We start from the raw sequence: 24,733 nt of genomic DNA on the forward strand, positions 1-24,733 counted from the left end.
CTTCAGGTGCTGTCCGCAGGAAGTTATCAGCGCCGAAGAGCCACGCGCAATAGATGTGCACAGCGCGCGTGACAAACGCAGGATTCCTCAGCTCACGAAGCCGAGGTGACCCCAGCCGGTGCCGACCACGGCGGGACTTCCCCAGTCGAAGCCGCCCTGTCCCGGGTACAGCCACAGGCGGCCCGACCGGTCCCGTCCCATGACGTCGTCGAAGCCGTCGCCGTCGAAGTCGCCCGACCCGAACACCGCATCGAAGACTCCCCAGCCCGTTCCGACACGCGCGGGATCCGTCCAGCTCCCGGAACCGGATGCGGGGTAGGCCCAGAGGTCGCCGTTGGGCATGCGGCCCATGACGTTGGCCTCGCCAGAGCCGCCGAAGTCGCCCACGGCGAACACGGTGTCGAAGGCGTTCCAGCCCGAGCCGACCTTCGACACGGCACCCCAGCCGCCCTTCCCGTCACCCGGGTACAGCCACAGGTCGCCCGCACCGTCACGCGCCATCACGTCTGCGTTCCCGTCGCCGGAGAAGTCGCCCGGGCTGAAGATCGCCGTCATGTGACCCCAGCCGGTGCCCACGACACCCCAGCCGAGCCAGCCGCCGTTCCCGTCACCGCGGTACAGGTGCAGGCGACCGGCGCCGTCGCGTGCCATCACGTCCTCGTGCCCGTCGCCGGAGAAGTCCCCGGCCGCGAACACGTGGTTCATGATCGTCCAGCCCGACCCGATCGTCGAGGCACCCTTCCAACCGGAAGCCCCATCGCCGGTGTACATCAACATCGAACCGGACGACGTACGGACCAGCACGTCGGGGTTCTCGTCACCCGAGAAGTCCCGATCGAACTCCAGGAACTCCGCCGTCAGGTCGAGGACGGCGTCGCCACCGTCCTCCACGGTCACGGGGAGCGACCATCCGGCTCGAGTGCGCCATCCCCAGTCTCCGACCACGCGGGCGCGGTAGATGCCGGCAACGAGCCCCCAGTTGGTGTCCGTGGAATAGGCGGCCGTGTTCTCGACGGCGCGGGGCCAGACACCGGTGGACCCGGCAGAGACCCAGACGGGGTCGGCACGCGTGCCGACGTTCCGCTCGAAGACCACTGCGAGCTGGCGCGCGGGTTCGAGGTGGCAGCCCTCGCAGGTGATGGTGCCCGACAGTGTCGTGTACCGGTACACCGTCACGTCGTAGCCGGTGCGACGCTCGCCGGCATCGAGTCGGAGCCCGTCCGCACGGGTGACCGGGGAGAACGGGCTCTGCTCGGCCTCGGGGACGATGCGAATGCTGTAACGGCCCGGCGCGAGGTTCGCGAGCGAGTACGCGCCGTCGGCGTCCGTCGTCGTCGAGCCGACCTCCACCCCCGGTTCATGGCTGGCGTCGTCGAACGCCGAGGCGATGACGCGCATCCCGCCGATCGGAGCCGACGCGGCGTCGCGGACGGTGCCGGTGAGCGTTGCTCCGAGCGGCAGGGTCATGTCGCGCACGATGGGCGACTCGCCCAGCGTGAATCGCGTGCCGCTCACCGACGGGACCGGGTTGGCCGGCCACCACTGCGGGGCGAACCCGCCGGTTCCGACGTACGAGAACCGGAGTTCGTACGTGCCCCGCGGGAGCCCGGGGAACGCGTACCTGCCGTCCGCGCCGGTTGGAACGCTCGACTCCGTCCATCCGCTGGCGCCCGTGTCCGAGTGGCGACGCGCGGTGACGAGCACCTCTCCCGCGGCGGCCCGCACCTCGGCCGACCCGAGTGTCACGGTGCCCGCGATCGTGGCGGCCACCGGCATCGTGACGTCCTGCCCCGTGAACACCTGCGTGACGTTGTCCACGGTCACCACGACCGGGGCGATCGGCGATTGGAATTCGGGGCCGGCGAGGTAGGCGAAACGGATCGTGTAGACGCCGTTGAACAGCCCGCTGAAGGTGTACCTGCCCGAGGCATCCGTGAGTGCCGTGGGCTCTGAGCCGGAGACGCACCCGGATTGGTAGCACCGGTAGGCGGTCGCCCGCACCTGGCCGGCTCCCGCCACGCGCTCCGCGCCCCCGAGGTACACCGTGCCCGAGATGGACCCCCGGCGCGGCAACGTGAGGTCCATGCCAGTGATCGGTTGGTCGCCCACCGTCACATGATTGGCGTACTCGGCGGCCGACGGCCCGTTCCAGTAGAGGCCCTGGTAGTCGTTCGACGTCGGGGAGAACCGGATGCGATACGTGCCGGTCTCGAGCGAGAGGGTCCACCGCCCCGCTGCATCCGTGGCCAGGCCCTCGGGTGGCCCGGAATACCAGTTGCCACCGTCGTAGCGCTCCCAGTAGACCCTCGCGCCGACGCCGGCGGGATGTTCCCCGGCTGTGCCGAAGCTCACGGTTCCCGAGAGCGTCTGCGGTGCCGCCGAGGCCGCGGCGGGCGTGGCGCCCACCGCCTGCGTCACGAGGACGACCGCGAGCACCGACACGACGAGCGTTCGGATGCGGCGGTGCAGTGCGGTGCGGCGGTGCAGTGCGGTGCGGCGGACGAGAGGGGCAGGAGTGCGCGTCACGAGACGCGTCGCATGGGCAGGGCCATCGGCAGGGTCCGTTCGAGTCGGGTCAGGCGGACGCTACCAATCCCCTGTGTGCTCGCGCAATGCCCGCGTCACCCCAGTTCGAGGTCACCGACGTCAGGTCAGCCCGCGTCAGTCGGGCTCGCCGCTGAGCAGCCCCCGCAGCCAGTCGCGCGCCTCGATGAAGATCTCGTCATCGTACTTCGAGTGGTACGACACCTCGCGGCGATCGGCGCGGGGGTACGAGCCGAGGAAGATCACGTTCGGGCTGGTGCGACGCAGGCCGAGCAGGGCGTCGGCGACGCGCTCGTCGGCGATGTGCCCGTCGAGGTCGACGACGAACCGATAGCGGCCGAGGGCGTCGCCGATCGGGCGCGACTCGAGCAGCGAGAGGTTCACGCCACGGGTCGAGAACTGCTCGAGCATCGCGAGCAGCGAGCCGGGCTCGTCGTCGGGCAGCTCGACGATGAGGCTCGTCTTGTCGGCGCCCGTCGGCTCGGCGAGGATGCGCGAGCGCGAGACGAGCACGAACCGGGTGACCGCGTTGGGGTTGTCGCCGATGTCGCGGGCGAGCACCTCGAGGTCGAGGTGCTCGGTGATGCCGGGCGGGGCCACCGCGGCATCCGCCTGGCTGCCCTCGAACAGGGATGCCGCAGCCTGCACGTTGCTCGTCGCCGGGATGTGCCCGTGGTCGGGCAGCTCGCGCTCGAGCCAGCCGCGCGACTGTGCGTAGGCGACGGGGTGGGCGTTCACGATGCGGACGTCGCCGAGCGTGGTGCCCGGCCGGGCCACGAGCACGAAGTTCACGGGCACGAGGTACTCGCCGATGATCCGCAGGCCCGGCACGGTCGCCAGCGCGTCCTGGGTGGCGGAGACGCCGCCCTCGACGGAGTTCTCGATCGCGATCATCGCGGCGACCGAGCGTCCGCTCGTGACGTCGGCGAGCGCCTCCCCCACGTTGTTCACCGAGCGCCAGTGCTTGCCCGCGGCATCGGGTACCTGCTTCAGCGCGGCCTCGGTGAACGTGCCGGCCGGCCCGAGGTAGGAGTACGTCTCCTCAGGGGGCGTGGGGGCGGCATCCGTCATGGACGCAAGCCTATCCAGCGGCCTCGAGGGCACGCGCTACGGTCGAAACCGACGGACATCCGAGGCGAGGGGGTCGCGCATGACGACCATCGGGGAACGCGAGGCCGCGCCGGCGCCCGAGGCACGAGCGCTGCCGACGGATGCCGAGCGGCTCGCGGCGCTCAGGCGCATGAAGCGGGTGGCGACGAGCCTCCTGCTCGTGGCCGCCGTCGTGTTCGCAGTGTCGTTCGCGCTGCAGGACGAGGTGCCGTGGCTCGGCTTCGTTCGCGCGGCCGCCGAGGGCGCCATGGTCGGCGCGATCGCGGACTGGTTCGCCGTGACGGCGCTGTTCCGCTATCCGCTCGGGCTCAAGATCCCGCACACGGCGATCATCCCGACGCGCAAGGACGAGATCGGCGCGACGCTCGGCGCATTCGTCGAGCAGGAGTTCCTCTCGGAGGAGGTCGTGATCGGCAAGCTCCGCTCGGTCGGCATCGCGCGGCGGCTCGGCGAATGGCTCGCCGTGCCCGAGAACGCCGACCTCCTGACCTCCGAGGCGTCGGTCGCGGCCCGCGGCGTGCTGACGCTGCTCGGCGACGACGACGTCGAGGACGTCATCGAGCAGCTCGCCCGCAAGCACCTGTTCGAGCCCGAGTGGGGCCCCGCGATGGGGCGGCTCGGCGCCCGGCTCGTCGCCGCCGACCAGCAGCGAGCGGCGATCGACGCCGTGCTCGAGAAGGCCGAGGCGTGGCTCTTCTCGCACCCCGAGGCGTTCGGCTCCATGGTGTCCGACCGGCTGCCGAAGTGGCTGCCGGGCTTCGTCGACCGGCTCGTCGACGACCGGGCGCATCGGGAGGTGCTGGCGTTCGTGCGCACGGTACGGGCCGACCCGCGGCATCCCCTGCGCGGCGCCATCGACCGCTGGCTCGCAGAGCTCACCGACGACCTGCAGCACGACCCCGCCATGATCGACCGAGTCGAGCGGCTCAAGGCCGACCTGCTCGACAGCCCGCGCGTGCGCGAGTTCGCGGGCGAGGCGTGGGCGAGCGTGAAGGCGACGCTCGATCAGGCGCTGGCCGATCCCGACAGCGAGCTGCGCAAGGGCTTCCGCGCGGCCGTCATCGAGGTGGGCGCGCGCCTCGCGACCGACGAGGAGCTCGCCGCCAAGGTCGACGAGTGGGTGGCGGATGCCGCGGCCTACGTCGTGCGCAACTACCGGCATGAGATCGCCGGCGTGATCACCGAGACGGTCGAGCGGTGGGATCCGCGCGAGACGACCGAGAAGCTCGAGCTCCAGGTCGGCCGCGACCTGCAGTACATCCGCATCAACGGCACGGTCGTGGGCGCGCTCGCCGGGGTCACGATCTACGCGATCGCGACGGGGGTGCAGGCGCTGGTCTGAGGCACGAGCGCCGCGCACCCGGGCGGGCGCGGGGTCGGGTGCGGGCCCTCGTCGGGTGCGGGAGAATCGGCGCATGGCCACGGCCGATACCGTCGGAGAGCCGCACGTGCACAAGCACGAGCTGCTCGCGGCGCTGTCCCGCGGGATCGACCTGTGCATGGGGCAGCCCATGGGCCACACCCTCGGCCAGACCTACATCTCGCTGGTCCTCGCCGAGCGCGCGGGGCTCGACGCCGACGCGCGGCGCGAGGTGTTCCACACGTCGATGCTGTCGTGGGCGGGATGCCACGTCGACTCGCTCGAGCAGGCGCGCTGGTTCGGCGACGACCACCGAGCCAAGGCCGAGATCAGGATGGTGGACCTCGCCGATGAGCGGGCGGAGCAGGACTTCATCGCCCGGCAGGTCGGTGCGGGCCAGCCCTGGCCCCAGCGACGGCGCACGATCGCCGCCTTCCCCGTCGAGGGCATGCGCGACACCTTGGCGATGTTCGAGAACCATCGCCGTGCCGCGTCGGCCCTCGCCGAGGCGCTCGACGTGCCGGTGCGGCTCCGCACCGGCCTCGACCAGGTGTACGAGCGCTGGGACGGCGCGGGCGAACCCCGCGGCCTGCGTGGCGCAGAGGCGACCTTCTCGGCGCGCGCGGCGAACCTCGGCGACATCGTGATGGCGATGCACCGTGCGGGCGGGGCGGACGCCGCCGTCGCCGTGGCACGCGCCCGCCGCGGCACGCAGTTCGACCCCGACCTCGTCGACGCCTTCTGCGACGAGTCCGACGAGATCTTCGGCACCCTCGACGCCGTCGAGGCGTTCGACGCGGCGATGCGGGTGTGCCCGAGCCTCGACGACCTGCTCGACGATGAGGCGCTCGATCGGGCGCTCCTCGTGCTCGCGGACTACGTCGACCTCAAGTCGCCGACGACGCTCGGCCACCAGTCCGCTACGGCGGCGCTCGTCGACGCCGCGGCGGACGATGTCGGCCTCGGCGCGACGGAGCGGGCGGGCGCGCGACGTGCCGCGCTCCTGCACGACCTGGGCAGGATGGGGGTCCCCGCCGCCGTCTGGGAGTCGCCGGGTCCGTTCACGCCGGCGCAGACCCAGCAGATGCGGCTCCACCCCTACCTCACGGAGGCGATCCTCGAGCCCTTCCCGGGGCTGCGCGCGCACGGACGCCTCGCCTGCCAGCATCACGAGCGCCTCGACGGCTCGGGATATCCGCGCGGGATCTCGGCTCCCGAGATCACGCAGCCGGCTCGGCTGCTCGCGGCCGCGGACGTCTACGCCTCGAAGGCCCAGCCGCGACCGCATCGTCCGGCGATCCCCGCCACCGAGCTCCCCGGGGTGCTGCGTCGCGAGGTCGGCGAGGGTCGCCTCGACGCCGCGGCCGTCGAAGCGGTCCTCGTCGCCGCGGGTCACCACCGTCACCGTCGCCGGGAGTGGCCGGCGGGCCTCACCGAACGCGAGGTGGAGGTGCTCGGCCTCGCCGCCCGGGGCCGGTCGACGGCGGAGATCGCCGCCCTCCTGCACGTCTCGCCGAAGACGATCGGCAACCACCTCGAGCACATCTACACGAAGACGGGCGCTCGCAACCGGGCGACCCTCTCGATCTTCGCGATGCGGCACGGCCTGCTCGCCGACGAGGCCCCCCGGCCGGCGCGCGACGGAGATGGGGAGTTCACCCCATGAACCGACCCGATCCGCGGTCCTAGCCTGAGCGCATCCGCTGCGCACGCGGCGGGGAAGCGAGGGCGATCATGGCACTGCCGGAGGTCGCGCGAGCATCGCTGGTCGGTGACCTGCGCGCACGGATACGAGGAGCGGCGATCGACCGGGATCATCCGGAGTACGACGCCGCGAGGATGGTGTGGAACGGCCTGATCGACCGGCATCCCGAGGTCATCGTCCGGTGCGTCGACCTCGACGACGTGATCGCGTGCGTCGACGTGGCGCGGTCGCGGCGGCCGGTCGTGTCGATCCGCGGCGGCGGGCACCAGGTCGCCGGCAGCGCCGTCTGCGACGACGGGATGGTGATCGACCTCTCCGGCATGCGGGACGTGGTCGTCGATCCGGTCGCGCGCACGGCACGCGTACAGGGCGGTGCGCGATGGTCCGACGTGGATGCCGCGACGCAGCCGTTCGGGCTCGCCACTCCGGGAGGCGAGGTCTCCGAGACCGGCGTCGCCGGGCTCACGCTCGGCGGCGGGCTGGGCCTGATGCAGCGCATGCACGGCCTGAGCTGCGACAACGTCGTCTCGATGACGGTGGTGACGGCGGACGGCGCGGTGCGCACGGCGAGCGCCGACGAGAACGCCGACCTCTACTGGGCGCTGCGCGGGGCCGGCCGCGGACTCGGCGTGGTCACCGAGTTCACGTTCGCGCTGCATCCGCTCGGTCCCGACGTCGCGGCGGCCGTCTTCGCCTACCCGGCCGAGGACGCCGGTGCCGTCTTCCGCGCGTGGCGGCGGCTGGCCGCGGAGGCGCCACCGACCGTCGCGCCCCAGTTCGCGCTGTGGGCGCTGCCGCCCTTCCCGGGCCTGCCCGACGAGGTCGTCGGCGTTCCGCTCGTCCTCGCGCTCGGCACGTACATCGGCGAGCCCGCGGATGCCGCGCCGGTGCTCGAGCCGTTCGCCGAGCTGGGCGAACCGATCCTCGATCTCGGCGGCACGAGCACCTGGGTCGAGGCCCAGAGCGCGTTCGACTTCGCCATCCCCGACGGTGGCCGCTACTACTGGAAGTCGCACTTCATGGATGAACTGGACGACGCGACCGTCGAGCTCATGGTCGCGCACGCCGCGCGGCGACCTGACCCCCGCTCGGCGGTGATCGTGCGGACCCTGGGTGGCGCGATCGACCGGGTCGGCCCCGACGGGACGGCGTTCGCGCATCGCGGCGCGCGGTTCAACGTGAGCGTCGACGCGATCTGGAGCGATCCCGCGCTCGACGACGACGCGATCGCCTGGGCGCGAGGGCTCTGGAACGCGCTCGAGCCGGCCTCGCGCGGCATGTACCTGAACTTCGCGGGACTGGGCGAGGAGGAGGGCGCCGTCGGCGGCCTGACCCTCGGCGAGCACGAGCAGCGCGTGCAGCGGATCCGGCACTCCTACGACCCCGAGGGGGTGTTCGCGGCCGCCGCGGCTCGGCCCTGAGCGCCACGACCGGATCGGAACCGACTCGACCTCCGCGCTCCCCGCGCGTGCGCTGGCGAAGACGCCCACGCCTCGGTAGGGTCCGATCCATGACCCCGTCCATCGGTGTGGATGGTCCGGCGTCCGACGCGTTGCTCGCGGTCGGACGGTTCTTCACGCGGTGGGACGAGACGCCCGACCATCGCGCGGCGTTCCTGCAGGGAGGCCGCCAGGGCGACGCGTTCTACCGCGACCGCTGGAGCCACGACAAGGTGGTCCGCTCGACGCACGGCGTGAACTGCACGGGCTCGTGCTCGTGGAAGGTGTACGTCAAGGACGGCATCATCACCTGGGAGGCCCAGCAGACCGACTACCCGAGCGTCGGCCCCGACCGGCCCGAGTACGAGCCGCGCGGATGCCCCCGAGGAGCCGCCTTCTCCTGGTACACGTACTCGCCCACGCGGGTCCGGTACCCGTACGTGCGGGGCGTGCTGCTCGAGGCGTACCGGGAGGCGAAGGCGCGCCTCGGCGACCCGGTGCTCGCGTTCGGCGAGGTGTCGACGAACCGCGAGACGCGGCGGCGCTACCAGCAGGCCCGCGGCAAGGGCGGGCTCGTGCGCGCGTCGTGGGCCGAGGCGGTCGAGCTCGTCGCCGCCGGCTACGTGCACACCATCAAGGAGTACGGTCCCGACCGGGTCGCCGGGTTCTCGCCGATCCCGGCCATGTCGATGGTCTCGCACTGCGTCGGCACGCGGTTCACCCAGCTCGTCGGCGGCGTGATGACCTCGTTCTACGACTGGTACGCCGACCTCCCGGTCGCGAGCCCGCAGGTGTTCGGCGACCAGACGGATGTCCCGGAGTCGGGCGACTGGTGGGATGCCACGTACCTCATGATGTGGGGCTCGAACGTGCCCGTGACCCGCACGCCCGACGCGCACTGGATGGCGGAGGTGCGCTATCGCGGCACGAAGGTCGTCACGGTCAGCCCCGACTACGCCGACAACACGAAGTTCGCCGACGAGTGGCTGCCGTGCCAGGCCGGCACCGACGCCGCACTCGCGATGGCGATGGGCCACGTGCTGCTGAAGGAGCACTACGTCGACAGGCGGGTGCCGTTCTTCGTCGACTACTCGCGGAAGTACACCGACCTGCCGCACCTGGTGACGCTCGTCGAGCACGCCGACGGCGGGCTGGTGCCCGGCAAGTTCCTCACCGCGGCCGACCTCGACGCGGCATCCGCTGCGCCCGAGGCTGCGCCCGAGCAGGCGTGGAAGACCGTCGTGCTCGAGGCGGCGACGGGCGAGCCGGTGGTGCCGAACGGCTCGATGGGGTTCCGGTACGCCGAGTCGGGCGAGGGGCGGTGGAACCTCGACCTCGAGCTGACCCAGCCCGCGCTCTCGGTGCGCGACGCGCGGGTCACCGCTGAAGACGTCGAGGTGCTGCTCCCCCGGTTCGACGCCCCCGACGGAACGGGCGGCGTGCTCCGCCGAGGCGTCCCGGCCACGCGAGTCGGCGGCGCGCTCGTCACGACGGTGTTCGACCTGCTGCTCGCGCAGTACGGCGTCGGGCGCGAGGGCCTGCCCGGCGAGTGGCCGACCGGCTACGACGACCGGGAGACCCCGTACACGCCCGCCTGGCAGGAGGACATCACGGGCGTGCCGGCCGAGGCCTGCATCCGCATCGCGCGCGAGTTCTCGCAGAACGCGATCGACTCGGGCGGCCGATCGATGATCATCATGGGGGCGGGCATCTGCCAGTGGTTCCACGGCGACGCCACCTACCGGTCGATCCTCGCGCTGCTCATCCTCACGGGCTCGATGGGTCGCAACGGCGGCGGCTGGGCGCATTACGTGGGGCAGGAGAAGTGCCGGCCGATCACCGGATGGCTGTCGCTCGCGAACGCCCTCGACTGGTCGCGGCCGCCGCGCACGATGATCGGCACCGCCTACTGGTACCTGCACACCGACCAGTGGCGCTTCGACGGCTACTCCGCCGACGCACTCGCCTCCCCGCTCGCGGAGGGCCACCTCGACGGCATGCACACGGCCGACACGATCGCGCAGTCCGCCCGGCTCGGCTGGATGCCGTTCTACCCGCAGTTCGATCGCAACCCGCTCGAGGTGGCCGACGAGGCGGCTGCGGCCGTCGACGCCGGCGCGGCATCCGACCCCGCGTCGTACGTCGCCGGCGCCCTCGCCGACGGGTCGCTGCGCACCGCCATCTCCGACGTGGACGCCCCCGAGAACTGGCCGCGCCTGCTCACGCTGTGGCGGTCGAACCTCATGGGCTCGTCGGCGAAGGGCAACGAGTACTTCCTGAAGCACCTGCTCGGCACGCACAGCAACGTCATGGCCTCCGACGAGGCGGCCGTGCGGCCGCGCGAGATCGCGTGGCGCGACGAGATCCCCGAGGGCAAGCTCGACCTGCTCGTGTCGGCGGACTTCCGGATGACGTCCACCACGCTGCTGTCGGACGTGGTCTTCCCCGCGGCCACCTGGTACGAGAAGCACGACCTCTCGTCGACCGACATGCACCCGTTCGTGCACGCCTTCACCCCGGCGATCGACCCGCCGTGGGAGGCGAAGAGCGACTTCGACCTGTTCCACGCGATCGCGCGCGAGCTCTCGCGGATGGCCGAGACCCACCTCGGGACGCGCAAGGACCTCGTGTCGGTCCCCATGCAGCACGACACGGCCGGCGAGATCGCGCAGCCCGGCGGGATCGTGCGCGACTGGGCCCGAGGCGACGTCGCGCCGCTTCCCGGCAAGACGATGCCCGTGTTCGCCGTCGTCGAGCGCGACTACACCGCGATCGCCGACAAGCTCGCGACCGTCGGTCCGCTCGCCGAGCAGCTCGGCTTCACGATCAAGAACGTCACCTACGACGTGTCGCACGAGGTGGACCGACTGGCGAAGGCGCACGGCGTGCTGCCCGACGGCCCGGCCGCGGGGCGCCCCGCGATCGACACCGACGTGCGGCTCGCCGAGGCGATCCTCTCGTTCTCGGGCACCACGAACGGCGAGCTCGCGGTGCAGGGCTTCCGCAGCCTCGAGAAACGGGTCGGAAAGCCGCTCGCCGACCTCGCCGAGGGCTCGGAGGAGAAGCGCATCACGTTCGCGATGACGCAGGCCGCGCCCGTGCCGGTGATCACCTCGCCCGAGTGGTCGGGCTCCGAGACCGGCGGCCGCCGGTACGCGCCGTTCACCGTGAACATCGAGCGGCTGAAGCCGTTCCACACGCTCACCGGCCGCATGCACTTCTACCTCGACCACGACTGGATGCGCGACCTCGGCGAGGCGATGCCGATCTACCGGCCGCCCCTCGACCTGCACCGCCTGCTCGGCGAGCCGAAGCTCGGCTCCGACGGCGGGCAGCAGGTGGTCGTGCGCTATCTGACCCCGCACTCGAAGTGGTCGATCCACTCGGAGTACCAGGACAACCTGTTCATGCTCTCGCTCTCGCGCGGCGGGCCGACGGTGTGGATGAGTCCAGCGGATGCCGCAGCGATCGGCGCCGCCGACAACGACTGGGTCGAGTGCGTCAACTCCAACGGCGTGCTCGTCGCCCGCGCGATCGTCTCGCACCGGATGCCGGAGGGCGTCGTCTACGTGCACCACGCGCAGGAGCGCACGATCGACGTGCCCAAGTCCGAGGCGACCGGCCGGCGCGGCGGCATCCACAACTCGGTGACGCGGCTGCTCGTGAAGCCGACGCACCTCATCGGCGGGTACGCGCAGCTGTCGTACACGTTCAACTACCTCGGCCCGACGGGGAACCAGCGGGACGCGGTCGCGACCATCCGTCGCCGAAACCAGGATGTCCGGTACTGAGGAGGTGAGCCGTTCATGGATGCAGTTCGTGAGCGCAGTATGGCCCCTCGTGGGAAGCGCCGGGGGTGGAGCTGATGCGCGTGATGGCCCAGATGGGCATGGTGATGAACCTCGACAAGTGCATCGGATGCCACACCTGCTCGGTCACGTGCAAGCAGGCGTGGACGAACCGGGCCGGCACCGAGTACGTGTGGTTCAACAACGTCGAGACGCGGCCCGGACAGGGGTACCCCCGCCGCTACGAGGACCAGGAGCAGTGGCGCGGCGGCTGGGCGCTGAACGGTCGCGGCCGCCTCAAGCTGCGCACGGGCAGCCGGCTGAAGCGCCTGCTCACGATCTTCTCGTCGCCCGTGCAGCCGAAGCTCGAGGACTACTACGAGCCGTGGACGTACGACTACCAGACGCTCATCGATGCGCCGCTCGGCGACGACTTCCCCGTCGCGCGGCCGAAGTCGCTCATCACCGGCGAGGACACGAAGATCACGTGGTCGGCGAACTGGGACGACGACCTCGGCGGCGCGAGCGAGCTGGGTCACCTCGACCCGATCGTCGAGAAGGTCCGTCGCGAGAGCGAGGACGCGATCAGGTTCCAGTTCGAGCAGACGTTCATGTTCTACCTGCCGCGCATCTGCGAGCACTGCCTCAACCCGTCGTGCATGGCGTCGTGCCCGTCGGGCGCGATCTACAAGCGCGAGGAGGACGGCATCGTCCTCGTCGACCAGGACCGCTGCCGCGGCTGGCGGCAGTGCATCACCGGATGCCCCTACAAGAAGATCTACTTCAACCACAAGACGGGCAAGGCCGAGAAGTGCACGCTGTGCTACCCGCGCCTCGAGGTCGGCATCCCGACGGTGTGCTCGGAGACGTGCGTCGGACGGCTGCGCTACCTCGGGCTCTTCCTCTACGACGCCGACCGGGTCACCGAGGCCGCGTCGACGCCCGACGAGAAGGACCTCTACGAGGCGCAGCTCGACCTCATGCTCGACCCCGACGACCCCGAGGTCATCGCCGCGGCACGTGAGCAGGGCATCGCCGACGACTGGATGGACGCGGCCCGCCGCTCCCCCGTCTACGCGCTCGCGAAGAAGTACCGGGTCGCGCTGCCGCTGCACCCCGAGTACCGCACGATGCCGATGGTCTGGTACATCCCGCCGCTGTCGCCCATCGTCGACCTGCTGCGCGACCAGGGCCACGACGCCGAGTCGGCCGGCACGCTGTTCGGCGCGATCGAGGCGCTGCGGATCCCGGTCGAGTACCTCGCGGAGCTCTTCACCGCGGGCGACACCGACCTCGTCACGGGCGTGCTGCGCAAGCTCGCCGCGATGCGCGCGTACCTGCGCGACATCACCCTCGACCGCGAGCGCGACGAGTCGATCCCGGCGTCGGTCGGCACGACCGGGTCGATGCTGTACGAGCTGTACCGGCTGCTCGCGATCGCGAAGTACGAGGAGCGCTACGTCATCCCGACGGCGCACTACGAACAGGCGCACGAGCTCGAGGAGCTCGGCTGCTCGCTCGACTTCGACGGCGGCCCCTACGAGGTGGCGGGCTCCGGCCCGTTCGGCGAGGCGAGCGGTCGGCCGGCGCCGGTCGCGGTCGAGACGTTCCTCGCGCTGCGCGACCGGCAGACCTCGGGCGGCACGGCGGGCGACGAGACGCTGCGAGGCCGGGTCAACCTGCTGAACTGGGACGGCAACGGAACACCCCAGGGACTGTTCCCCGAGCGGGATGCGGGCGGCGGCGCGGCATCCGGTGGCGCGGGGCCCGGCCCGAGCGCGTCGGCGCCGCGCCCGGGCGGCTCGCCGCCCGACGACCGGGGCGGGGGTGCGCGGTGAACCGCCGGATCGTGTACCAGGCGGCATCCGTATGCCTCAGCTACCCCGACGAGACGGTGCTCGGGCTCGCCCCGGTGGTGCGCCGCGCGCTCGACGAGGCGGCTCGTCCGGCCGCCGCGTCGTTCGCCCCGCTGCTCGACTGGTGGGCGGCGACGCCCGCCGCCGAGGTGCGCCGCGCCTACGTCGACATGTTCGACATGTCGAAGCGCCACGCGCTCTACCTCTCGTACTGGACCGACGGCGACACCCGCCGCCGCGGCATGGCGCTCGGCGAGTTCAAGCGCCGCTATCGCGATGCCGGCGGCGAGCTCGGCGACACCGGGGAGCTGCCCGACTACCTGCCGCTCGTGCTCGAGTTCGCGCAGCACCGGCCCGACGCCGGTGCCGAGCTCCTGCAGGAGTACCGGGCGAGCCTCGAGCTCATCCGCCTCGCCCTCGCCGAGCGGGATTCGCCGTACGCCGGCGTGGTCGCGGCGGTCTGCGCGACGCTGCCCGGACGGTCGCCCGAGGACCGTCAGCAGGCGATGGCGCTGGCGGCGGCCGGTCCGCCGACCGAGTCGGTCGGGCTCGAGCCGTACGACCCGCGGCTGCTGCCCCTCGAGCCGATCGGCGGCGCGACATGAGCGTGCTGCTCTGGGGCATCCTGCCGTACGTCATGGTCGCGGTGCTCGTCGGCGGACTGATCTGGCGCTACCGCTACGACCAGTTCGGCTGGACGACGCGCTCATCGCAGCTGTACGAGTCGCGCCTGCTGCGGATCGGGTCGCCCCTGTTCCACTTCGGCATCCTCGTCGTGGTGATCGGGCACGTCGTCGGCCTGCTCATCCCCAAGGCGTGGACCGAGGCGGTCGGCGTCTCGGAGGACCTGTACCACGTGATGGCGCTCGGCCTCGGAACGATCGCCGGGTTCGCGACGCTCGTCGGCGTCGGCATCCTGATCTACCGCCGGCGCACGACGGGCCCGGTGTTCATGGCCACGACCAAGAACGACAAGACGATGTACGTCGTGCTCGTCGCCGCCATCGTCGCGGGCCTCGCGACCACGGTCATCAGCGTGTTCGGGCCGCACGAGGAGGTCACGTACCGGGACACGGTGTCGCCGTGGTTCCGGTCGCTCTTCGTCTTCCAGCCGGACATCCAGGCGATGTCGGAGGCGTCCCTCGCGTTCCAGGTCCACACGCTGATCGGCATGGCGCTGTTCATCATCTGGCCGTTCACCCGGCTCGTGCACGCGTTCACGGCCCCCGTGCACTACCTGTTCCGCCCGTACATCGTGTACCGGTCGCGCGACGGGCGCCCGAGCACGGCCGGCGGCATCCGGCGCGGCTGGGCCCCGGTCGGCACGCCCGACCGAGACGCCGACCGGAGCGGCCGTGCGACCACGCGCACCAACGGCCGCACCTCGAAGGACCGCGCAGGAAGGGGCACCAGATGACCGAGCCGGCCGCCGCGCCCGCGACGACCGCCGAGCTGCCCGGCCGCGGGCTCAACCTCGGCCTCGCGCTGCTCGCGTTCGCGATCACGTTCTGGGCGTGGAACATCATCGCGCCGCTGGCGGTGCAGTACGCCGACGACCTCGACCTCGACCCCACGCAGACCTCGCTGCTCATCGCGACGCCGGTGCTCGTCGGGTCGATCGGGCGCATCTTCACGGGCGCGCTCACCGACCGGTTCGGCGGCCGGATCATGTTCACGATCCTCACGGGCGTCTCGGCGGTGCCCGTGCTGCTCGTGATGTTCGCCGGCGAGATCGGCTCGTATCCCCTGCTGCTCGCCTTCGGGTTCGTGCTCGGCATCGCGGGCACCACCTTCGCGGTCGGCATCCCGTTCGTGAACGCGTGGTACGAGCCGTCGCGGCGCGGCTTCGCAACCGGCCTGTTCGGTGCGGGCATGGGCGGCACGGCGCTCTCGTCGTTCTTCACGCCGCGGATGGTGGCCTCGTTCGGGTACGTGGCCACGCACGTGATCCTCGCGGTGGCGCTCGTCATCGTGGCGATCGTCGTGTGGATGCTCATGCGCGACTCGCCACGGTGGACGCCGAACCGCGACCGTGTCGTGCCGAAGCTCGCGGCCGCGGGCCGGCTGGCCGTCACCTGGCAGATGGCGTTCCTCTACGCGGTGACGTTCGGCGGCTTCGTGGCGTTCTCGACCTACCTGCCGACGTACCTCAAGGAGGTCTACGGCTTCGGACTCGCCGATGCGGGCGCACGCACCGCCGGGTTCGCGATCGCGGCCGTCGTCGCCCGCCCGGTCGGGGGCTGGCTGTCCGACAGGATCGGCCCGGCGAGGGTCCTCATGATCTCGCTCGCGGGCGCGGCCGTGATGGCGATCATCATCTCGCTGAAGCCGCCGCCCGAGCTGCTCGCGGGCACGACGTTCGTGGTCATGGCCGTGTTCCTCGGCCTCGGCACGGGTGCGGTGTTCACGTGGGTCGCCCAGCGCGCGCCTGCAGAGCGCGTCGGCACGGTCACCGGCATCGTCGGCGCGGCCGGCGGCCTCGGTGGGTTCTTCCCGCCGCTGGTCATGGGCGCGACCTACGACGCGGCCACGCACAGCTACACGATCGGCCTGCTGCTGCTCTGCGCGACGGCGATCGTCGCGCTCTTGTTCACGGTGTTCCTCGCGCGGCGCGATCGGTCGCGCGCGGCCTGAGCGGGTCACTACCACGGGGGCGCGATCGAACGGCAGCCCGTCCCGAGGGGGTGTCGCCCGCCGGGCATGCGCGGCAGACTGTGAGGATGCACGAGCGAGCGGGAACCCCGGCGACCGAATCCGATCTCATCGACGTCGAGGCTCTCGTCAGGGCCTACTACGACCTCGAACCCGACGTCTCGATCCCCGAGCAACGCGTCGCGTTCGGCACCTCTGGCCACCGCGGCTCGTCCTTCAACCGCAGCTTCAACGAGAAGCACATCCTCGCGATCACCCAGGCGATCGTCGAGTACCGCACCGCGCAGGGCGTCACCGGGCCGCTGTTCATCGGCGCCGACACGCATGCGCTGAGCGCCCCCGCGCAGACCACGGCGCTCGACGTGCTCGTGGCCAACAACGTGCGCGTGCTCACCGACCAGTACGACGACTACGTGCCGACGCCGGCGCTCTCACACGCGATCCTCACGTGGAACAACGACCCCGCGAAGCGCGCCGAGGGCGAGGCCGACGGCATCGTGATCACGCCGTCCCACAACCCGCCCCAAGACGGCGGCTTCAAGTACAACCCGCCGCACGGCGGCCCGGCCGACTCCGACGCCACGACCTGGATCGCGAACCGCGCGAACGAGCTCCTCGCCGACGACTGCCGCGAGGTGAACCAGGCCGAGCCGAGCGCCGTCGAGATGTTCGACTTCCGCTCGAACTACGTCGACGACCTCGGCAGCATCATCGACTTCGAGGCCATCCGCGAGTCGGGCATCCGCATCGGCGCCGATCCGCTGGGCGGGGCATCCGTGCACTACTGGGCCGCGATCCGCGACACGTACGGCATCGACCTCACGGTCGTCAACGAGCGCGTCGACCCGGCCTGGTCGTTCATGACGCTCGACTGGGACGGCAAGATCCGCATGGACCCGTCGAGCCCGTCGGCCATGGCCTCGGTGCTCGCGAACGCCGAGGGCTACGACATCCTGACCGGCAACGACGCCGACGCCGACCGGCACGGCATCGTCACGCCCGACGACGGCCTCATGAACCCCAACCACTACCTCGCCGTCGCGATCGAGTACCTCTACACGCATCGCCCCGAGTGGCGGTCGGATGCCGCGATCGGCAAGACCCTCGTGTCGAGCTCGATGATCGACCGCGTCGCCGAGTCGCTCGGCCGCCGCCTCTGGGAGGTGCCGGTCGGCTTCAAGTGGTTCGTCCCGGGCCTCATCGACGGGTCGGTCGCGTTCGGCGGCGAGGAGAGCGCGGGCGCCTCGTTCCTCCGCAAGGACGGCACGGTCTGGACGACCGACAAGGACGGCATCCTGCTGTGCCTGCTCGCGTCCGAGATCCGCGCGGTCACGGGCAAGTCGCCGTCGCAGCTCTACGCCGAGCTCGTCGAGCGGTTCGGCGACCCGGCCTACCAGCGCACGGATGCCGCGGCCACCCCCGCGCAGAAGGCCGCACTCGGCAAGCTCGACGGCGACGCGATCGCGGCGACCGAGCTGGCCGGCGAACCCATCACCGCGAAGCTCTCGCACGCGCCCGGCAACGACGCGGCGATCGGCGGCGTGAAGGTGCAGACGGCCGACGCGTGGTTCGCGGCGCGGCCGAGCGGCACCGAGGACGTCTACAAGATCTACGCCGAGTCGTTCAAGGGACCCGAGCACCTCGCGGTCGTGCAGGAGGAGGCCAAGCGCGTGGTCGACGCAGCCCTCGGCTGACCGCCTCGATCCGCGACGATTCCCCACCCCATCCCGGGTGCGACGATGCACGCGACCGACCTCCAGAGGAGTCCCATGGAAGCCTGGCCCGGCACCGCCTACCCGCTCGGTGCGACCTTCGATGGCAGCGGCACGAACTTCGCGATCTTCAGCGAGTCGGCCGAGCGCGTCGAGCTGTGCCTGTTCGGCGAGGACGGCACCGAGACCCGCGTCGAGCTGCAGGACGTCGACGCCTTCGTCTGGCACGCCTACCTGCCGCAGGTGCAGCCCGGCCAGCGCTACGGCTACCGGGTGCACGGCCCGTACGACCCCGAACACGGGAACCGGCACAACCCGAACAAGGTGCTGCTCGATCCCTACGCCAAGGCGATGGCCGGGTGGTTCGACTGGGACCAGTCGCTGTTCGGCTACGACTTCGGCGACCCCGACTCGCGCAACGATGACGACTCCGACGCACACGTGATGCACTCCGTGGTCATCAACCCGTTCTTCGACTGGGCGGGCGACCGGCACCCGAACACGCCCTACTCGGAGTCGATGATCTACGAAGCGCACGTGAAGGGCCTGACGGCCCTGCATCCCGACGTGCCCGAGGAGCAGCGCGGCACCTACGCGGGCGTGGCGCACCCGGCGATCATCGAGCATCTGCTGAAGCTCGGCGTGACCGCCATCGAGCTCATGCCCGTGCACCAGTTCGTGCAGGACTCGACGCTCGAGGAGAAGGGCCTGCGCAACTACTGGGGCTACAACACCATCGGGTTCTTCGCGCCGCACAACGAGTACTCGTCGACCGGCGAGCTCGGCCAGCAGGCGCAGGAGTTCAAGAGCATGGTGCGCGCCCTGCACGAGGCGGGCATCGAGGTGATCCTCGACGTGGTCTACAACCACACCGCGGAGGGCAACCACCTCGGCCCGACGATCGGCTTCCGGGGCATCGACAACGCAGCGTACTACCGCCTCGAAGAGGACGACAAGCGCTACTACACGGACTACACCGGGACCGGCAACTCCCTCAACGTGCGGAACCCGCACGCGCTGCAGCTCATCATGGACAGCCTGCGGTACTGGGTGCTCGAGATGCGCGTCGACGGGTTCCGGTTCGACCTCGCCGCCACCCTCGCCCGGGAGTTCTACGACGTGGACCGCCTGTCGAGCTTCTTCGAGCTCGTGCAGCAGGACCCGGTGGTCTCGCAGGTGAAGCTCATCGCCGAGCCGTGGGACGTCGGCCCCGGCGGCTACCAGGTGGGCAACTTCCCCCCGCAGTGGACCGAGTGGAACGGCAAGTACCGCGACACCGTGCGGGACTTCTGGCGCGGCGAGCCCTCGACGCTCGGCGAGTTCGCCTCCCGCATCACGGGGTCGGCCGACCTCTACGAGAACAGCGGGCGACGACCGGTGGCGTCGATCAACTTCGTGACCGCGCACGACGGCTTCACGCTGCGCGACCTCGTCTCCTACAACGAGAAGCACAACGACGCCAACGGCGAGGACGGCAACGACGGGGAGTCGCACAACCGGTCGTGGAACTCCGGGGTCGAGGGCGACACCGACGACCCCGACGTGCTGACGCTGCGCGCACGGCAGCAGCGCAACTTCCTGGCGACGCTGCTGCTCTCGCAGGGCGTGCCGATGCTCCTGCACGGCGACGAGCTCGGCCGCACGCAGCGCGGCAACAACAACACCTACGCGCAGGACAACGAGCTGAGCTGGGTGCACTGGGACGAGGCCGACCGCCCGCTCGTCGAGTTCACTGCGGCCGTCTCGCAGCTGCGCAAGGACCACCCCACCTTCCGGCGCAGCCGCTTCTTCGACGGCCGGCCGGTCGAGAGCGAGGAGGTCCCCGAGGGTCCGGAGGGTCCGCTCCCCGACATCGTATGGCTGCGTCCCAACGGCACGCAGATGCGATCGAAGGACTGGGATGCTCCGCTCGGACGCGCCGTGGGCGTGTACCTGAACGGTGGCGGCATCCGGCAGCGCGACGCCCGCGGCGAACCGATCACCGACGTCGACTTCCTGCTCTTCTACAACGCCGAGCCCGAGCCGGCGCAGTTCACGATCCCGCAGCGCACGCAGCAGCAGTGGGACGTCGTGATCGACACCGCCGGGCGCACCGCGGACTCGCCGCCGAAGGGCGCCGGGGAGACGTTCGAGCTCGAGGCGCGCTCGATGCTCGTGCTTCGGGCGCACTCCGAGCCCGAGACCGAACCCGACCACTCGGTGGCGGCGTCGCTCGCCGTGCGCACCTCGCAGTCCGAGCAGGTGCCGGGCACCACCCGCGGGCCGACGGTGTCGGGCCGCCGGCAGTCCCCGACCGCGAAGCCCGTCGAATAGCCGTCACGACGCATTGGGGGAACATCGTTGAAGGCGCCCGTCTCCACGTACCGCATCCAGGTCCGTCCGTCGTTCGACCTCGACGCCGTCGCCGGCATCGTCGACTACCTCCACGACCTCGGCGCGGACTGGCTCTACCTGTCGCCGCTGCTCGAGTCCGAGTCGGGGTCCGACCACGGCTACGACGTCGTCGACCACTCCCGCGTCGACGCCGCTCGCGGCGGACCCGGAGCGCTCGAGCGCGCGGCGGCCACCGCCCACGCGCACGGCATGGGCGTGCTCGCCGACCTCGTGCCGAACCACGTCGGCGTCGCGACGCCCGCGGCGATGGCCTGGTGGTGGGACGTGCTGGCGAACGGGCGCGGCTCCCGGTACGCCGAGGCGTTCGACATCGACTGGGACTTCGGGGGCGGACGGCTACGGATCCCGGTGCTCGGCGGCGCCGGTGACGTCGACGCACTGCGGCTCGTGGCGGCCGACGGCGGCGGCCTCGAGCTGCACTACTGGGACCATCGGTTCCCCGTGGCATCCGGCACCGCGATGCCGGGCGACGACCCGGTGGCCGTGCACGATCGCCAGCACTACGAGCTCATCGACTGGCGGCGCGCCGACTTCGACCTCAACTACCGCCGCTTCTTCGCCGTGAACACGCTCGCGGCCGTGCGCGTCGAGGTGCCGTGGGTCTTCGACGAGAGCCACGTCGAGGTGCTGCGCTGGCTGCGCGACGGGCTGGTCGACGGGCTGCGCGTCGACCACCCCGACGGGCTGCTCGACCCGGGCGCGTACCTCGAGCGGCTCGCCGAGCGCACGTCGGGCGCGTACGTGCTCGTCGAGAAGATCCTCGAGGGGCCCGAGCGGATGCCGCCGAGCTGGCCGACCGAGGGCACGACCGGGTACGACGCGCTCGCCGATGTCGACCGCGTCCTGGTCGATCCCGCGGGCGAGGCGCCGCTCACCGAGCTCGACATGCGACTGCGCGGCGGGGAGCCCGTCGACTGGGCCGTCATGATCCACGGAACCAAGCGCGCGATCGCCGACGGGATCCTGCGGTCGGAGGTGCTGCGGCTCGACCGCACGCTCGTCCACGCCGCATCCGGCGAGGAACCCGGCGCGATCGCCGACGCCGTCGCCGAGCTGCTCGCGTGGTTCCCCGTGTACCGCTCGTACCTGCCGTACGGCGTCGAGCACCTGCACGAGGCGGCGGAGCGCACCGTGCAGCACCGACCCGAGCTCGGCCCGGTCGTGGAGCGCCTGCTGCCGATCCTGTCGGATCCGGGGCATCCGGCGGCGCAGCGGTTCCAGCAGACGAGCGGCATGGTCATGGCGAAGGGCGTCGAGGACACGGCGTTCTACCGGAACACCCGGCTCACGAGCCTCACCGAGGTGGGCGGCGACCCGGCCGAGTTCGCGATCGGGGTCGACGAGTTCCACGCCCGGGCGCGCGACCGGCACGAGCGGATGCCGCGGTCGATGACCACGCTGTCGACGCACGACACCAAGCGCGGCGAGGACGTGCGGGCCCGGATCGACGTGATCGCCGAGCTGCCCGGCGAGTGGACCGCGATCCTCGACGAACTGCGCGAGCTGGCGCCGCTCGGCGACGGACCCCTCGAGCACCTGCTCTGGCAGGCGATCGTCGGCGCGTGGCCCGCGAGCCGCGAACGCCTGCACGCCTACGCGGAGAAGGCCGCGCGCGAGGCGGGGAACTCCACCACGTGGTATGAGCCCGACGCCGACTTCGAGGCGCGCATGCACGCCCTCGTCGACGCCGTGTTCGACGACGAGCGCGTGGCAACCCTCGTCGGCCGGGCCGTGGCGATGCTCGAGCGGCCGGGCTGGTCGAACTCGCTGTCGGCGAAGCTCATCCAGCTGACCGCGCCGGGCGTGCCCGACGTCTACCAGGGCAGCGAGCTCTGGGAGCAGTCGCTCGTCGACCCCGACAACCGGCGACCCGTCGACTTCGACCTGCGCCGGCGCATCCTCGCGATGCTCGACGCCGGAGCCCTCCCCCAGGTCGGCGCGGGCGGGGCCGCCAAGCTCCTCGTCACGAGCCGCGCCCTGCGGCTGCGCCGCGACCGGCCCGAGCTCTTCACGGGATACGAGCCGCTCGCGGCATCCGGCCCGGCGGCGGAGCACCTCGTGGCGTTCGACCGGGGCGGCGCGATCACGCTCGCGACCCGGCTGCCGGTGGGCCTCGCCGCCCGCGGCGGGTGGGGCGACACCGCGATCGAGATCGGCAGCGCGCCCGTGGTCGACGTGATCACCGGGGTTCGGCACGCCGGCGGCGAGCTGCAGCTCGCCGACCTGCTCGATCGCTATCCGGTGGCGCTGCTCGCCGAGGAGGGGGGCACGGCATGAGCGCGTCCGACAGCGGTGGCCCGACCGAGTTCCGGGTGTGGGCGCCCCGGGCCGAGCGGATGACGCTGCAGCTCGACGGCACGCGGCATCCGATGACCGCGGAACCCGGCGGCTGGTGGAGCGCCACCGCGTCGGGCCGCGACTACGGCTACCTCATCGGCGACGCCGAGACCCCGCGCGCCGATCCCCGCTCGCGGTGGCAGCCCGACGGCGTGCACGGCCTCTCGCGGGTGTTCGACCCGGGCGCGCACGAGTGGCACGACGAGGCGTGGACCGGCCGACCGCTCGCCGGCGGCGTGATCTACGAGCTCCACCTCGGCACGTTCACGCCCGAGGGCACCCTCGATGCCGCGATCGGCCGGCTCGACCACCTCGTCGAGCTCGGCGTGGACTTCGTCGAGCTGCTGCCGGTCAACGCGTTCAACGGCGAGTGGAACTGGGGGTACGACGGCGTGCTCTGGTACGCGGTGCAGGCGTCGTACGGCGGACCGGCGGCCTACCAGCGCTTCGTCGACGCCTGCCACGCCCGCGGACTCGCGGTGATCCAGGACGTGGTCTACAACCACCTCGGGCCGAGCGGCAACTACCTGCCCGAATACGGCCCCTACCTGCACGAGGGGCGCGCGAACACGTGGGGCGCGTCGCTCAACCTCGACGGGTGGGACTCGGACCAGGTGCGCGAGCACATCATCGGGAACGCGCTGATGTGGCTCGATGAGTACCACGTCGACGGGTTGCGGCTCGATGCGGTGCACGCGCTCGTCGACCACCGTGCCGTGCACCTGCTCGAGGAGCTCGCCGAGCGGGTCGACGCGCTCTCGGTGCACGTGCGCCGACCGCTGACGCTCATCGCCGAGAGCGACCTCAACGATCCGCGCATGATCCGGCCGCGCGAGGCGCACGGGTACGGCGTCACGGCGCAATGGAGCGACGACTTCCACCACGCCGTGCACGTGGCGGTCTCGGGCGAGACGGTCGGCTATTACGAGGACTTCGCGCCGCTCGCCGCGCTGCGCGAGGTGTTCGAGCGCGGGTTCTTCCACGCGCGCACGATGTCGACGTTCCGGGGGCGGGTGCACGGACGCGGCATCGACGAGGAGCGCACGCCGGCGTGGCGGCTCGTGGTGTTCGACCAGGACCACGACCAGGTCGGCAACCGCGCCACGGGCGATCGGCTCGCGGCATCCGTCGACGACGGCGGCCTTGCGATCGCGGCCGCGCTCACGCTGCTCTCGCCGTTCACGCCCATGCTGTTCATGGGCGAGGAGTGGGCGGCGTCGACGCCGTGGCAGTTCTTCACGTCGCACCCCGAGCCCGAGCTCGGGCGGGCGACCGCCGAGGGGCGCATCGCGGAGTTCGAGCGCATGGGCTGGGATCCGGCGGTCGTGCCCGACCCGCAGGACCCCGAGACGTTCCTCCGCTCGAAGCTCGACTGGGCCGAGCCCTATCCCGACGGCGGCGCGGTCGACGACGATCCTGCGAGCCGTCACACGCGGATGCTGCGATGGTACCGGTCGCTCATCGCCCTGCGGCGTTCGCGACCCGAGCTCACCGACCCGCGGTTGACGCTGACCCGCGTCGAGGTCGACGAGGACGCGCGCACGGTGCTCGTGCACCGCGGATCGCTCGTCATCGCGGCGAACCTCGGACCCGCCGGCGCGGCGACGACGCTCGCCGGACGCGTGCTGCTGCACTCCGGCGGGCTCGCGGGCGACCACGTTCCCGAGGCGGCCGACGCGCTCGTGCTGCCCGCGCGCTCGGTCGTCGTGGTCGACACTGCGGGCTGAGCCGACGCTCCTCGGGACCCGTCTGCCCGTCTGCAGGAACTCCTGCCCGGCCGTCGGCGTGTCGACGCGGCGCGGCGGCGTGTCGCCAGGTTCTTCCTGCATTCGCGAC

The 24,733-nt window shown here is 71.6% G+C and carries 14 protein-coding genes; 12 read left to right on the plus strand and 2 right to left on the minus strand.

The features are described 5' to 3' along the window. Positions 1-87: 87 nt before the first annotated feature. Positions 88-2,526 carry a carboxypeptidase regulatory-like domain-containing protein gene (locus tag ACWEOH_RS06795; protein WP_452029395.1) on the minus strand — a complete coding sequence of 813 codons (2,439 nt, stop codon included), beginning with the start codon at positions 2,524-2,526 and terminating at the stop codon, positions 88-90. Between the two features lie 135 nt (positions 2,527-2,661). Further along, entirely contained in the window at positions 2,662-3,615 is a 954-nt protein-coding gene (gene pheA / locus ACWEOH_RS06800; protein ID WP_452029397.1) for a prephenate dehydratase, read from the minus strand. A gap of 79 nt (positions 3,616-3,694) precedes the next feature. On the opposite strand from pheA, the gene ACWEOH_RS06805 reads away from it, so the two are divergent. The 12 genes from ACWEOH_RS06805 (at position 3,695) to treZ (ending at position 24,624) form a co-directional block, all read left to right on the plus strand. Further along, a complete protein-coding gene (locus ACWEOH_RS06805) occupies positions 3,695-4,996 on the plus strand; it encodes a DUF445 domain-containing protein (protein ID WP_452029399.1) in 1,302 nt (433 codons plus the stop codon). Between the two features lie 73 nt (positions 4,997-5,069). Next, a complete protein-coding gene (locus ACWEOH_RS06810; protein WP_452029401.1) occupies positions 5,070-6,680 on the plus strand; it encodes an HD domain-containing phosphohydrolase in 1,611 nt (536 codons plus the stop codon). A gap of 68 nt (positions 6,681-6,748) precedes the next feature. Further along, complete coding sequence (locus ACWEOH_RS06815; protein ID WP_452029403.1) at positions 6,749-8,140, plus strand: FAD-binding oxidoreductase; 1,392 nt, start codon at positions 6,749-6,751, stop codon at positions 8,138-8,140. A gap of 89 nt (positions 8,141-8,229) precedes the next feature. Next, on the plus strand, positions 8,230-11,949 hold the full coding sequence (locus ACWEOH_RS06820; RefSeq protein ID WP_452029405.1) for a nitrate reductase subunit alpha: 3,720 nt from the start codon (positions 8,230-8,232) through the stop codon (positions 11,947-11,949). Positions 11,950-12,023: 74 nt separating this feature from the next. Continuing rightward, positions 12,024-13,784 carry a nitrate reductase subunit beta gene (gene narH, locus ACWEOH_RS06825; RefSeq protein ID WP_452029407.1) on the plus strand — a complete coding sequence of 587 codons (1,761 nt, stop codon included), beginning with the start codon at positions 12,024-12,026 and terminating at the stop codon, positions 13,782-13,784. After that, positions 13,781-14,407, plus strand: a complete 627-nt coding sequence (gene narJ, locus ACWEOH_RS06830; protein WP_452029409.1) for a nitrate reductase molybdenum cofactor assembly chaperone — start codon at positions 13,781-13,783, stop codon at positions 14,405-14,407. The genes narH and narJ overlap by 4 nt, the downstream gene beginning before the upstream one ends. Continuing rightward, entirely contained in the window at positions 14,404-15,219 is an 816-nt protein-coding gene (gene narI / locus ACWEOH_RS06835) for a respiratory nitrate reductase subunit gamma (protein WP_452029411.1), read from the plus strand. The genes narJ and narI overlap by 4 nt, the downstream gene beginning before the upstream one ends. After that, entirely contained in the window at positions 15,216-16,436 is a 1,221-nt protein-coding gene (locus ACWEOH_RS06840; RefSeq protein WP_452029412.1) for an MFS transporter, read from the plus strand. Before narI ends, ACWEOH_RS06840 begins: the two co-directional genes overlap by 4 nt. A gap of 86 nt (positions 16,437-16,522) precedes the next feature. Further along, the gene (gene pgm / locus ACWEOH_RS06845; protein WP_452029414.1) at positions 16,523-18,148 is read left to right on the plus strand and encodes a phosphoglucomutase (alpha-D-glucose-1,6-bisphosphate-dependent); all 1,626 of its coding nucleotides are present in this window, start codon (positions 16,523-16,525) and stop codon (positions 18,146-18,148) included. 75 nt (positions 18,149-18,223) lie between these two features. Further along, positions 18,224-20,479 carry a glycogen debranching protein GlgX gene (gene glgX, locus ACWEOH_RS06850; RefSeq protein WP_452029416.1) on the plus strand — a complete coding sequence of 752 codons (2,256 nt, stop codon included), beginning with the start codon at positions 18,224-18,226 and terminating at the stop codon, positions 20,477-20,479. A 27-nt stretch (positions 20,480-20,506) separates the two neighbouring features. Then, entirely contained in the window at positions 20,507-22,837 is a 2,331-nt protein-coding gene (gene treY, locus ACWEOH_RS06855) for a malto-oligosyltrehalose synthase (RefSeq protein ID WP_452029418.1), read from the plus strand. After that, positions 22,834-24,624 carry a malto-oligosyltrehalose trehalohydrolase gene (treZ, locus tag ACWEOH_RS06860; protein WP_452029420.1) on the plus strand — a complete coding sequence of 597 codons (1,791 nt, stop codon included), beginning with the start codon at positions 22,834-22,836 and terminating at the stop codon, positions 24,622-24,624. Before treY ends, treZ begins: the two co-directional genes overlap by 4 nt. Positions 24,625-24,733: the final 109 nt, after the last annotated feature.

It is taken from the genome of Agromyces sp. NPDC004153, assembly GCF_053603635.1.